This window comes from Anabaena sp. CCY 9910 (assembly GCF_963920875.1).
GTDB lineage: Bacteria > Cyanobacteriota > Cyanobacteriia > Cyanobacteriales > Nostocaceae > Trichormus > Trichormus variabilis.
Genome location: NZ_CAWUDJ010000001.1, coordinates 153,699 through 166,969 on the forward strand (window position 1 = coordinate 153,699; position 13,271 = coordinate 166,969).

8 protein-coding genes are annotated in these 13,271 nt (G+C 42.9%); 1 reads left to right on the top strand and 7 read right to left on the bottom strand.

Annotated features, from left to right (window positions below; all coding sequences use genetic code 11):
• Positions 1 to 95 precede the first annotated feature (95 nt).
• Entirely contained in the window at positions 96 to 2,321 is a 2,226-nt protein-coding gene (psaB, locus tag ACM5QX_RS00715; RefSeq protein ID WP_414751955.1) for a photosystem I core protein PsaB, read from the bottom strand.
• 122 nt (positions 2,322 to 2,443) lie between these two features.
• Positions 2,444 to 4,702, bottom strand: coding sequence for a photosystem I core protein PsaA (gene psaA, locus ACM5QX_RS00720; protein WP_011319188.1), 2,259 nt, complete (start codon positions 4,700 to 4,702; stop codon positions 2,444 to 2,446).
• A gap of 509 nt (positions 4,703 to 5,211) precedes the next feature.
• On the opposite strand from psaA, the gene ACM5QX_RS00725 reads away from it, so the two are divergent.
• Complete coding sequence (locus ACM5QX_RS00725) at positions 5,212 to 6,762, top strand: hypothetical protein (RefSeq protein ID WP_414751956.1); 1,551 nt, start codon at positions 5,212 to 5,214, stop codon at positions 6,760 to 6,762.
• Between the two features lie 166 nt (positions 6,763 to 6,928).
• Here ACM5QX_RS00725 and ACM5QX_RS00730 read toward each other — a convergent pair whose 3' ends face one another.
• The 5 genes from ACM5QX_RS00730 to ACM5QX_RS00750 all read right to left on the bottom strand — a co-directional run bounded on the left by ACM5QX_RS00730 (position 6,929) and on the right by ACM5QX_RS00750 (position 13,179).
• The gene (locus ACM5QX_RS00730; protein WP_414752244.1) at positions 6,929 to 7,897 is read right to left on the bottom strand and encodes a ribonuclease Z; all 969 of its coding nucleotides are present in this window, start codon (positions 7,895 to 7,897) and stop codon (positions 6,929 to 6,931) included.
• A gap of 91 nt (positions 7,898 to 7,988) precedes the next feature.
• Positions 7,989 to 9,848, bottom strand: coding sequence for a CHASE2 domain-containing protein (locus ACM5QX_RS00735; RefSeq protein WP_414751957.1), 1,860 nt, complete (start codon positions 9,846 to 9,848; stop codon positions 7,989 to 7,991).
• Between the two features lie 104 nt (positions 9,849 to 9,952).
• Positions 9,953 to 10,630, bottom strand: a complete 678-nt coding sequence (locus ACM5QX_RS00740) for a response regulator transcription factor (RefSeq protein ID WP_011319184.1) — start codon at positions 10,628 to 10,630, stop codon at positions 9,953 to 9,955.
• 145 nt (positions 10,631 to 10,775) lie between these two features.
• On the bottom strand, positions 10,776 to 11,435 hold the full coding sequence (locus ACM5QX_RS00745) for a hypothetical protein (protein WP_414751958.1): 660 nt from the start codon (positions 11,433 to 11,435) through the stop codon (positions 10,776 to 10,778).
• Positions 11,436 to 11,775: 340 nt separating this feature from the next.
• A complete protein-coding gene (locus ACM5QX_RS00750; protein ID WP_414751959.1) occupies positions 11,776 to 13,179 on the bottom strand; it encodes an HlyD family efflux transporter periplasmic adaptor subunit in 1,404 nt (467 codons plus the stop codon).
• Positions 13,180 to 13,271: the final 92 nt, after the last annotated feature.

Below are 13,271 nucleotides of genomic sequence, written 5' to 3' on the forward strand. Positions count from 1 at the left end.
ATATTTTTAGTCCAACTTAATTATGAGTCAACAAAAAATCCCCCACTGTACAGTGGGGGATTTCTTATTACTTACCTACAAAACTAGAAGCTAGATCAACCGAACTTACCAGCAGTGGAGGCGATGAGGAAAGCTGCGTAGGTGAGGACATAGCCGACGGTGAAGTGAGCTAGACCAACTACACGGGCTTGAACAATGGAGAGAGCAACGGGTTTGTCTTTCCAGCGAATTAGGTTAGCGATAGGAGTACGTTCGTGCGCCCAAACTAGGGTTTCGATCAACTCTTGCCAGTAACCTCTCCAGGAGATGAGGAACATGAAGCCAGTAGCCCAAACTAGGTGTCCGAAGAGGAACATCCAAGCCCAGACAGACAGGTTGTTCACGCCGTAGGGGTTGTAACCGTTGATCAACTGAGCAGAGTTAGCCCAGAGGTAGTCACGGAACCAGCCCATGAGGTAGGTGGAATTTTCGTTGAACTGAGCAACGTTACCTTGCCAAATACCTAAATGTTTCCAGTGCCAGTAGAATGTTACCCAACCTACTGTATTTAACGCCCAGAACAAAGATAGGTAGAAAGCGTCCCAAGCGGAGATGTCGCAAGTACCGCCACGGCCTGGACCGTCGCAAGGGAAGGCATAGCCGAAGTCCTTTTTATCGGGCATCAGCTTGGAACCACGAGCATCCAAAGCACCTTTGACTAAGATGAGGGTGGTGGTGTGCAGACCTAAGGCGATCGCATGGTGTACCAAGAAGTCGCCAGGGCCAATTGTTAAGAACAGGGAGTTAGTACCAGAGTTAATGGCATCTAACCAGCCTGGTAGCCAAACGTTGGCGTAGTTAGGATAGGCTGTGTAGGCAACGCTATCGGGGTTAGACAGCAATGTATCTAAGCCGTAGAGTACCTTACCGTGAGCAGCTTGAATGAACTGAGCAAATACTGGCTCAATCAAGATTTGCTTTTCAGGTGTTCCGAAAGCAACTACTACGTCGTTGTGGACGTATAAGCCTAAGGTGTGGAAGCCTAAGAATAGCGATACCCAGCTTAGGTGGGAGATAATCGCTTCTTTGTGCTGTAGCACACGCTCAAGCACGTTACCTTTGTTTTGTTCAGGATCGTAGTCACGGACTAAGAAGATAGCACCGTGAGCAAACGCACCAACCATCAAGAAGATAGCGATGTATTGATGGTGTGTGTACAAAGCTGCCTGTGTGGTGTAGTCCTTAGCAATAAATGCGTAGGAAGGCAGGGAGTACATATGCTGCGCCACCCAAGAGGTAACAACACCCAAGCAAGCTAGGTGCCAACCTAATTGGAAGTGCAGAGAGTTGTTGTAGGTATCATAAATGCCTTGGTGAGGCATATTGAAGGGACCTTCAACAGGTTTGCCAAAGAAAGTTTTGGCATTCATCATTTCTTTGATGCTGTGACCAATACCGAAGTTGGTACGGTACATATGACCAGCAACAATGAATAATACAGCGATCGCCAAGTGGTGATGAGCTATATCTGTCAACCACAGGGATTCTGTTTGAGGATGGAAGCCACCCAAAAATGTCAGAATCGCTGTACCAGAACCTTGAGAGGTACTGAAAATGTGACCTGCTGTATCAGGGTTTTGAGCGTAAACACCCCAGTTGCCTGTGAAGAAGGGTTGTAAGCCTGCTGGGTGGGGCGCTGTGGTTAAGAAGTTATCCCAACCTACGTGCTGTCCGCGAGATTCGGGGATAGCAACGTGAATCAAGTGACCGGCCCAAGCTAGAGAGCTAACGCCGAACAAACCTGCTAAGTGGTGGTTCAGACGAGATTCAGCACTCTTAAACCAAGCTAGGCTAGGACGGAACTTGGGTTGTAAATGCAACCAACCAGCAAACAAGAACAAGGACGCAAACAACAACAGGAAGACTGAACCTGTATATAGTTCGGTGTTTGTCCGCATACCGATGGTGTACCACCAATGATATACACCAGAGTAAGCAATGTTTACTGGGCCGTTAGCACCAGCTTGGGTAAAAGCTTCAATAGCTGGTTTACCGAAGTGGGGGTCCCAAATCGCGTGAGCAATTGGGCGGACGTGTAGAGGATCTTTAATCCACTGTTCAAAGTTACCTTGCCAGGCTACATGGAACAGGAGGCTAGAAGCCCATAAGAAAATGATTGCCAGGTGACCGAAGTGAGTAGCGAAAATCTTTTGGTAAAGATTTTCTTCGGTCATGCCATCGTGGCTTTCAAAGTCGTTGCCCATAGCCATCGCATACCAAATGCGACGGGTAGTTGGGTCCTGTGCTAGATCCTGGCTAAATTTTGGAAATTTTGTTGCCATTGATATTTCCTCTGACCTTTAGCCATCAGGTTTCAGATTCCAGAGTTCTGAGTTTTGAGTCCTAAGTCCTGTTATTACCCAGTACTCAGCACTCAATACTCAGTACTCTTTATAACTAATTGCTAGCCTACCGAAAGTATGTGTGCGTGGAAGAATGCCCAGGTTGTAGCAATTCCTCCCAGGAGGTAGTGAGCTACACCAACGGCACGACCTTGAGTAATGCTCAGAGCGCGGGGTTGGATTGCAGGAGCTACCTTCAGTTTATTATGCGCCCAAACAATGGACTCAATTAATTCTTGCCAGTAGCCACGACCACTGAACAGGAACATTAAGCTGAATGCCCATACAAAGTGAGCGCCCAAGAACATTAGTCCATAAGCGGACAACGCACTTCCGTAGGAGTTGATTACTTGGGAAGCTTGCGCCCACAAGAAATCACGCAACCAGCCGTTGATTGTGATGGCACTTTGGGCAAAGTTACCACCAGTGATGTGAGACACATTACCTGCTGCGTCTACTGTTCCCCAGACATCAGACTGCATTTTCCAGCTGAAGTGGAAAATTACAATTGATAGGGAGTTGTACATCCAGAATAATCCGAGGAATACGTGATCCCAACCGGATACTTGACAAGTACCACCACGACCGGGACCATCGCAAGGGAAGCGGAAGCCCAAGTTCGCTTTGTCTGGAATCAGACGAGAGCTGCGGGCGAACAATACACCTTTCAACAGAATCAGAACTGTTACGTGAATGGTGAAGGCGTGGATGTGGTGAATCAAGAAGTCGGCTGTACCTAATGCGATAGGCATCATTGCGACCTTGCCACCTACAGCCAGTACACCACCGCCAAAGGCGTAGCTAACAGGTTCTAAAGCGTTTGGTGCAGTGCCACCAGGAGCTAGGGTATGCAGGTTTTGTACCCACTGAGCAAATACCGGCTGCAACTGAATTGCTGTGTCGGAGAACATATCTTGGGGACGACCCAAGGCACGCATTGTGTCGTTGTGGATGTATAAACCAAAGCTGTGGAAGCCAAGGAAGATACAAACCCAGTTCAGGTGGGAAATAATTGCATCTCTGTGACGAATCACCCGATCCAATACGTTGTTTTGGTTAACGACAGGATCGTAGTCCCGCACCATAAATATTGCTGCGTGAGCAGCGCCACCGACGATGAGGAATCCGCCGATCCAGATGTGGTGGGTGAAGATACACAACTGTGTTGCGTAGTCAGTTGCTAAGTATGGGTAGGGAGGCATCGCGTACATATGGTGCGCGATGATGATGGTCAAGGAACCCAAAAAGGCAAGGTTTGTTGCCAATTGAGCGTGCCAAGATGTGGTCAGGTTTTCGTAGAGACCTTTGTGGCCTTCACCTGTGAAGGGGCCTTTATGGTTCTCTAGAATTTCTTTGATGCTGTGACCGATACCCCAGTTAGTGCGGTATTGGTGTCCTGCAATGATGAACAATACAGCGATCGCCAAGTGGTGATGGGAAATATCAGTCAGCCACAGACCACCGGTTACAGGGTTTAAACCGCCCTTGAAGGTTAAGAAGTCAGCGTACTGACCCCAATTCAAGGTGAAGAAAGGTGTTAAACCAGCAGCAAAGCCGGGGAACAGGTCAATCAAAACGCTCTTGTTGAGGATGAACTCGTGAGGCAAGGGGATATCTTTAACTGCAACCCCTGCATCCAAAAGCTTGTTGATTGGTGCGGAGACGTGAATTAAGTGTCCAGCCCATCCTAAGGAACCGCAGCCTAGCAAGACTTGTAGGTGGTGGTTCAACATCGACTCCACATTCTGGAACCATTCCAGTTTGGGAGCGCGTTTGTGATAGTGGAACCAGCCAGCAAATAGGAACAAGCCCGCTAATACCAAGCCGCCAATAGCTGTGCAGTAAAGCTGGAAGGAGTTGGTGATACCCCAGCCACGCCATACTTGGAACAAGCCTGAGGTGATCTGAATACCGTGGAATCCACCACCGACATCACCATTCAATATGTCTTGTCCCACAATGGGCCAAACGACTTGAGCACTGGGTCTCACGTTCAACGGGTCACTTAACCAGGCTTCGTAGTTAGAAAACTTCGCGCCGTGGAAAATCATCCCGCTCAACCAAATTGTCACAACTGCCAGGTGGCCGAAGTGCGCCGCAAATATTTTGCGGGAGATGTCTTCTAAATCGCTTGTATGTGTATCAAAATCGTGGGCGAGAGCGTGGAGGTTCCAAATCCATGTGGTGGTTTTTGGACCTCTAGCGAGAGTTCTATCGAAGTGTCCTGGCTGCGCCCATTTTTCAAATGAGGTAGGAACCGGATCTTTATCGACGATTACTCTTGCTTTCTTTTCCTCTCGCTCCGGAGGACTAATTGTCATTCGACCTCCTCTGGTGATAAGGAATGAGGAATCATGAAACCACAAAGTGATACTTAGTCGCTTTCTCCAGAGTGTGGCTGGAGCAGCGATGAAAGCGCTATGTGGAAATTTGTTTCTGTTGAATTATAAAGTCTTTACTTGTACTTTGATGGACACATTTTAACAATAATTCAAAATAGCCAGAATATTTGTCTAATCTGCCTTTTCACTGCAAAGTATTTAGCAAAAAGTCAATACTTTCTTTATTTAATTTACAAAGGATAACAATTCGTAAAACTTATGTCTTCTGATACCAAAACGGCAACAAATTTGCTGAGTTTGCTTTGGGTATATTTATTTTCACCTAGTTTTTGATGTTTACAACAAATTGTAAAAAAAATCCTGATTTTTAATTTTTACTAAAAACTCATGGTATGTGATGAAGATTTCAGCTTGTAGGTGATAGTAGGCGATCGCTCAATTCAGCCACAATGATTGCAGTTGTTCAAGACTATAACTAGGTATAAGGTATGAACTCTTGGCATAACAGGCCTTTAAGGAAAGTTCTTCTGGGAAGTTCGACTATTTTGAGGTGGCTGATCACACTAGTACTAGTCTTAGGTGTGACTAGTTGTGGTGAGAAAGCTGTTAGTCAACAAGTATCCATTAGTGCAAAAGACAAACCTCAGCAGATTTCTCAGCAATTTTCCGAAGTCTCACCACCAGATGTGATTCAAGAATTACGTCCTAATTTAGAAATTTATCAACCACAGGTGACAATAGTTAACCCTCAACCGGAGGAAGTGATTAGTGACAATACTGTCTCGGTGAAGTTCCAAGTTAAGGATCTACCAATTTTTAAGCATCCACAATGGGATTTAGGCCCTTATCTACACGTAATTGTAGATAATCAACCTTATATACCCGTTTATGACATAAGTCAGCCTTTGGTGCTGTCTGACTTATCTCCAGGTACTCATACTCTGCGCGTCTTTGCTGCCCGTCCTTGGCATGAAAGTTTTAAAAATGAAGGTGCTTACGCCCAGACGACATTTCATGTTTTTACGAAAAGCGACGACAATAATCCAGACTCCAGCCTACCTTTGTTAACTTACAGTAGTCCTCAAGGCAGTTATGGGGCAGAACCAATCTTGTTAGATTTTTACCTGACTAACGCCCCTTTACATCTAGTTGCGAAAGAGCAACCCAATGATCAATTCAGTGATTGGCGTATTCGCTGCACTATAAATGGTGAAAGCTTTGTATTTGATCGGTGGCAAGCAGTTTACCTCAAAGGTTTTAAACCTGGAAAAAACTGGGTGAAGCTGGAATTCCTCGACAATCAAGGGAATCCAGTCAAGAATGCCTTTAATACTACAGTCAGACTTTTTGACTACCAACCCAATGGTAAAGATTCTTTGTCCAGAATTGTTAGGGGAGAATTAAAAGCTCAGGAAGTACGTGGCATTGTAGACTTGACTTATGAGGCTAAACCATCGCTTGCAGAACCAACACCTGTGACAACTCCTAGCCCAGAACCAGAAAAATCAGCATTACCGGAAGTTACGGAAACAGTCCCTACTCCTGAAGCTACTGAACCACCACAAACAGAAACTCCTGAACCAGAAAAACCTAAAAATGGTGGATTTTTTAGCCGTCCTCGTCCTCAACCGTCGCCTAGTCTGACTCCGACATTACCAAAGGTAATTGAGTCGCCTGTACCACAACCAGAGGTAACACCCATACCATCACCAACAGTTACCCCAGAACCACAATCAGAGGTAACACCCATACCATCACCGACAGTTACCCCAGAACCACAACCAAAGGTAACACCCACAGCATCACCGACAGTTACCCCAGAACCACAGCCAGAGGTAACACCCATACCATCACCGACAGTTACCCCAGAACCACAGCCAGAGGTAACACCTACATTGCCAGCTGAATCACAAGAAAAACCAGTGACTCAACGGAAGAAAGTCAACTTGGGTGATTACTTCAAACGTCGTCCACGTTCTACAACAACACAAACACCTACAGTCACGGAACAGCCAGCAGAATCATCAGAATCTAATTGAGGTGATGATCTCTGACCGACCGAAGGTCATCGCATTTTCTCGTCGGTAGGGTTTGTTGTCGCGTAGCACAACGCAGCATCCGAGATTTCCGGTGCGTTATGGACTTTAGTCGTAACGCACCCCACCAGATTAACTCCTAAGGCCGTTGGGGTTTACCTATAAAACCCTACACCGAACTTGAGGAGACTGAACTTAAAACTGGTTCTCGTCGTCTGGGTACTTCATAAGTCATAAAATCATAGGCCATATCGGTACGAGGAAAGATGGCACGGGCTTCTTGTAGCAAATCTTTTAACTCTATGGTGTTACCGGGTGCATAGCGAGGACTGAAGTGAGTCATCAGTAATCGACGCACTCCAGCAGCTAAGGCCGTTTGCGCTGCCATTGTGGTTGTTGAGTGTAATCGCTGAAAAGCCATTTCTGAGTCTTGATGGGCAAAGGTGGCTTCGTGAATTAACACGTCTGCATCTTGAGCTAATTCAACAGCACCATCACAATATATTGTGTCTGTGCAGTAGGCCATTTTCCGCCCAATTTCTGTGGGGCCGCATAATTCAGAACCGTTAATGACACGCCCATCTTCAAGGGTAACGGTTTCGCCACGCTTGAGTTGACCATAAACTCTCCCAGGTGGGATTTGCAATTCTTTGGCTTTTTCTATATCAAAGCGTCCGGCTCGGTCTTTTTCGGCTACGCGATAGCCAAAAGCGGTGATGCGATGATGTAATAGTCCACAAGTCACGGTAAATTCATCATCTTCATAGATGACACCAGGGCGGACAGTGTGGATTTTAATGGGATAGGAGAAATGTGTATGAGAATAACGAGAAGCGGATTGGATATACTCGTTTAAACCCGATGGGCCATAAATATCAACTCTTTGAACATTACCCGCCAAGCCACAACTAGCAAGAAGACCCATTAAACCAAAAATGTGATCACCATGCAGATGGGTAATAAATATTCGGGACAATTGGCTGACTTTTAAGTCACTCCGCAAAATTTGGTGTTGAGTACCTTCGCCACAGTCGAATAACCACAACTCTGCCCGTTGGGGTAGTCTTAGCGCAACGCTGGAAACATTGCGCGCTCTTGTGGGTACACCAGAACTTGTACCTAAAAATGTAATCTGCACAGCGTTTTCTAGCCTTCTTCTTGCTATGTTTAAAGCTATGTTTTCTATAGTGGCATGGTTGCTGGGCAAATTGCCGGGAATTTGGGGATTACTATCTCCAAAACTTATTGACTGGCCAAGATAATTCGCAGATGGTTCCTTGGGGAATTTGTGGCGATCGCTGGAATTTTCCCCTTAGTTGTCGTGCTAAATTGATAAACTGTTGGGTTCCTCGTCCTTTTTTGGATGAACTTACGCCTAAGCCATTATCTATAATTTTCAACGTGTACCAACCTGCTATTAATGAGCAAGTGACTTGGAGTTTAGTGACTCCGGTAGCGTGTTTACCTACATTACATAAAGCTTCTTCTAAAAATCTACAAATCCCTCTTTTTTGTTCCATACTTAAACTTTGTTCATCTATTGGCTCAAAGCTACGTATGGCAACTTTAATAGTTTTAAAGCAAGGAAACTCTCGATCTAAGGTGTAACTGTAAACTTGATAGAGGACTTCGTGTAGTGGATCTTGCAAACTGAGGACTAAATTATTACCTAAATACAGTTTGATATCTTGGCTGGGATATTCTTGCTGCAAAAATTCGTAAATTCCTCGTAGCTCATGATTTAATTTCTCTAGTTCTTTTTCAATCTTTGGGAGCAATTCCTGAGTATTGGTATTTTCGCAGCGTATCAATTTTAAAACTTGGGCTAAACTTTGTAGTGGTCCATTATGGATGGTTTCAAAGGTACTTTCTATTACGTCTTGACGGGTTTTCATACCTAAGCGTAAAGCTTGGTCGTATTGATATAATGCTATCAGTTCCATACCATTTATAGTCAGAACTAGAATGGTAGGTATGACTGGAACCCACCACCCCCAAATTAATAGTAGGTAACTAATTACTAGTAAACTAGTGATAGTTATTCCCACAACCAAAAAATTTACTAGTGGGGATTTAGTGAACCTAGCAATCACTATTCCTAAAAAACCCCAGACAAAAATCCAAGCATATTCCCATCCATCATTCCAAGTATTAATTAGTGGTCTACCATCAAGCACAGCACTAATAATTTGACTGATGGCGTGTGCTTGGATTTCCAATGCGTTAACTTGCTTGGGAGCTGATTTAATTGATGTAATCGCTGAAGTGGGGATAAAGTCCTGATTGTGAGTATTTGTAATACCGATAATGACTATGCGATCGCGTATCCATTCAGGGTTAAATTTACCATTTTTAATGTCCTCCCCAGATAAAGTTCTAAATCTTCGGTTGCCACTACGGAAATTTAGCAGTATTTGAAAGCCACTGGCATCAGCACGGATATATCCTCCAGAGTTTGGTAAAAAGCGGGGTAGTTTCTTTTTTCCCAACTGACTACTTTCTAAACTAATATTTTCCTGGGCTAAATAAATTCTTGCTAATCGCATAGCCAAAGATAATTTGTAGCCATTAGATGTATTAATTGCCAATAGACTACGTCTCGCCTTACCGTCACTATCTAGAATTTGGTCTGCAAAAGCAATCTGTTCAGGAGGCAAATCTAGATGCGAATGAATCTGGACGGGTAAAATGTTTTCAGTAGCAATTAAATTTCTGTACTTTTGAAAAAGCTTGACCAGGTTATCCTCTTGAGAATTGATGAGTGAATTCCGATCAATATTTAGACCGATAACTTTAGGCTGATAAACTTGTAACTTCTCCAGCAGCCCTACAAAACCACTATCTGATATAGTTGATGTTAGAGAATAATTATCACCTTGATTAATTTCTACTAACAAAATTCGTGCATCTATAGGTTCTTCTGAGCGCCAACTGAGAAAACTATCCAAAGCCATCAATTCTAAGGACTCTAGGGAACCAAAAAGTCTTGTAAAAGTGACTAGTCCAATGACTGCTAATCCTGGTAATATACCTACACGCCAAATGGCAATTTCTGCTTTAATTCCGCTCCAAAGTCCAGGTTGCATCATGCTATTCTCCTAGTCTTTAGGTATGAGTAATTGGTCAGGTTCAATTAATTAGGGATAGATAAACTAACCACTATTAATTACTCATAGTCATGTAATGTTCATCTTTAATCAATCAACCCTTCTTCTCTAGCCCGCTTTTCGGTTTGAATGCGGATATTTTTTCCTTCATCAGGATAAACACCCAAAGCATCTTGTAATTTACTCCAATAATGCCGTACCATGCGCTCTGAAATACACATTTGTTCGGCAATAGCTTTATCTTGTAATCCTTCCTCAAAAGCCAAGGTTAAAACTCTCAACCACTCTGGTTTTATTTCTAGTCCGGTGTGGATTCCCTTAATATCTTTTGTATGAGTTAATCCTTGTAATGCCCAATCTACTCTAGTCAACATTTCTTGCGTAGATAGACTTTTATCAGCAACGGTGAAACCTCCTTTATGAGTATCAATATCTGGTCGGATTCTCACTAGTGTTCTAATATGAGCGCTCTGTACAATGATGTTGAGATTAGGATAATTTTTCATCAGTGTTCTCAGCAGTCGCACACCTGTATCTGGGCGGGCTTTAATTCCTAATTTTTCAGGGATAGAAAGATCCATGACTATCAGGTCTGGTGGACAAATTGTTAGTTGATTAAAGGCACTTTCCGCATTAATCGCTAAGACAAAATCGCCTTCAGGATAATGTCTTTTTAATACTTCTACTGTCCCACTTAAAACTGATTCATGATCATCAATTACTAGAAACTTCCTTAATGCTTTTTCAGATGTGGTCTGTTGCATAATTCATCCTGTGCTGAATAAATAATTGACTAGTGATTGTTTCTAATGTCTGCTGGAAAAATATTTTATGTGATAAACAATAGGCACATCTATCTGATGCGAAATCAATTTAAATGGATTAATGTCGTTAAATTCATGGTAATATCTACCAATAGAAGTACCAATAAACTCTATAACTTTGGGTATGATAAAAGCATTTGACTGAGGTCAAAAATTGACAGCTTTGACATAGATAATCTAAGGTGGATAAACTAGAGTGAAAAAGAATAGCACCTACTTCAGAATAATTTATTTTGACAGATAATTGTCCTAATTCCTGCTTTTGTTTTAGACTTATATAAATGGAATTAGGCTTCAATATATCGGAGATTGTAATTGTTAATAACTCTTCTAGAGAATTTAAAATAATTAAACCAGATTCGGCTGGCTCATGTCGCCAATAAACTGGCATATCTATATGAAAATATAGGTGGGGATTGGCGACTAGCCAAGACTTTAATAATCCCTCAATTGCCAGAGGAAAGCTATCTTGTAGTGATTCAGGAAACAAGCGATCGCTTATGTCTACTAAGGAATGATGCAGATGATCAACTTTATCTAAATATTGTTTTATTTTCTCACTTGATAATTCCCAAGGATTCATAGATAATAAATCTAAGTTACGTCGCATAGTAAAAGTTTCCTGTAATAGACTATCCCGGATATTTTCAGCCTCAATAATGAATCTAGATGATTGTCTATAAGACCACCATTGTAGGGCTTTTTGAACTCTGTAATAGGATGTCAAGAACGGGATTATGGTCATAACTCAGATGGTGATGATTATAATTTGTGTGCTTGTTTTCAGAGACACAAAATCTATCTATTAACTATTTTGTTATCATAGGTTAATACTATTAACGAATTCACGATAGATTTATGACAAGTAATCTGTCTAAAATTTCCAAGTTTCTATCCAAAAATTGATAGTATTCCTCTGAGAAAAGGTAAAATGTCTGAATTATATAGATATCGACAGCTTAAGATCCCCGACTTCTTTGAGAAGTCGGGGATCTTAGTTTTAAGTTGGGTATAACCCCTAGTCTCTAGCCCCTGAACTCAAGGACGTATAGTTACTAAAATGAGGAACTTATATCTGGATTAACTTACAAATCAGTGATAAGTCTTGCTTTTCTGAGGATAAATCGTAGTGCTGTCTCCTCCTGAGAAATAATATGAGCCTCTGCCTGCATACCTGACTGGATATGACACTGACGATCGCCATTCCCAAATGAGATTTTTTCTGGTTGGATAGTAGCTTCAAAATAAGGAGTTGCAGCAGCCGATAATGCTCCCCCTGGATTGTTATTTTGAGGTGCGATCGCATCTGGAGAAACAGCACTCACCACAGCATGGAGAACACCATAATCGGGGTATGGACAAGCGTTAACACGCAATTGAACTTTCTTCCCCACTTCCACTTTTTTAATGTCTGCGGTGGGAATCATTGCTTTAATTACTAGTGGCGCATTTTGTGGTGCAATTTCCGCGATCGCCTCACTAGTACGTACCACTTGACCAGGGTTCCGCAGATTTAACTTCAGGATAATCCCGTCACTGGTAGCGCGAATGACGCTACTTTGCAATTGCTTTTCTACTTGTTGTAATTCTTTTTGGGATTGGTTGAGTTGGGACAGCATTTCTAAACGTCGCTGAACTAAAGCTTGCTGTTCTTTCTGTAACGTAGCGATAGTAGCCTCACCCCTAGCGATTTCTTGAGCAATACGTTCTTGTGCGATCGCCACCGTTGCCATGCTAGGATTAACCCCAGCCTTTGCTGATTGCATTTTGGCTTGGGCGATTTCCACAGAGCGTTTTCCCGCTTCCAAGGCTGATTTAGCTTGTTCTACCACAAGTTTTTTCTGTTCATATTCTCGCCTACCAATCGCACCAATATCAGCTAATTGCTGATAGCGATCGCGATCTGCGTTAGCAAAATCCAAATCAGCTTGAGATTTACGTAAATCTGCGATCGCTTTTTGCAAACTAGCTTCAGAGGCGATATATTCACTTTGTGTAGTGATTTGACGTTCTTGATATTCTCGTTGATTACGAGCCAAATCTGCTTGAGCAGAAGCCACTGTACGCTCGATTACCTTGGTTTCCGCGAGTATCTGACTATTGAAAGTACTGATTTGAGCATCAACTTGCACAAGTTGTAATTTAATTTGTTGGATATTACCTTGTAGTTGACTTTGTTTGATTTGTAACTGCTCAGTATTGAGAGTAGCGATCGCATCACCCCGTTTGACAACTTGATTTTCTGTTACGAAGAGATTCTGAATCGTCCCCTCAATTTCCGGCTGTACCAAGCGAGTTTCGCCTATAGGACGAACAGTAGCCGCAGCTTTGATGACAACATTATATTTAATCCACGAGGATAAGGCGATCGCTGAACTAACAGACACTACAAGAAATAACCCCAGCAAAGATGTCCAAATACCAACTGGTGGTAAAGCATCATCATCTTGCAGGGGCGGGATAAGTTTCTTATTTTGAATATACAGCATACTTCACCAAATAATTATCAGTATTTAAATAGGAAAAAATTAATAGGGGACAGGGAAAACTAAGTTACTCAAATTGCACTCTTTCTCGTGTC

Coding starts and splice junctions, on each gene's coding strand:
- ACM5QX_RS00740 (WP_011319184.1), bottom strand. CDS start 10,630: ATGCAACAGACCACATCTGAAAAAGCATTAAGGAAGTTTCTAGTAATT.
- psaA (WP_011319188.1), bottom strand. CDS start 4,702: ATGACAATTAGTCCTCCGGAGCGAGAGGAAAAGAAAGCAAGAGTAATC.
- psaB (WP_414751955.1), bottom strand. CDS start 2,321: ATGGCAACAAAATTTCCAAAATTTAGCCAGGATCTAGCACAGGACCCA.
- ACM5QX_RS00735 (WP_414751957.1), bottom strand. CDS start 9,848: ATGATGCAACCTGGACTTTGGAGCGGAATTAAAGCAGAAATTGCCATT.
- ACM5QX_RS00750 (WP_414751959.1), bottom strand. CDS start 13,179: ATGCTGTATATTCAAAATAAGAAACTTATCCCGCCCCTGCAAGATGAT.
- ACM5QX_RS00725 (WP_414751956.1), top strand. CDS start 5,212: ATGAACTCTTGGCATAACAGGCCTTTAAGGAAAGTTCTTCTGGGAAGT.
- ACM5QX_RS00745 (WP_414751958.1), bottom strand. CDS start 11,435: ATGACCATAATCCCGTTCTTGACATCCTATTACAGAGTTCAAAAAGCC.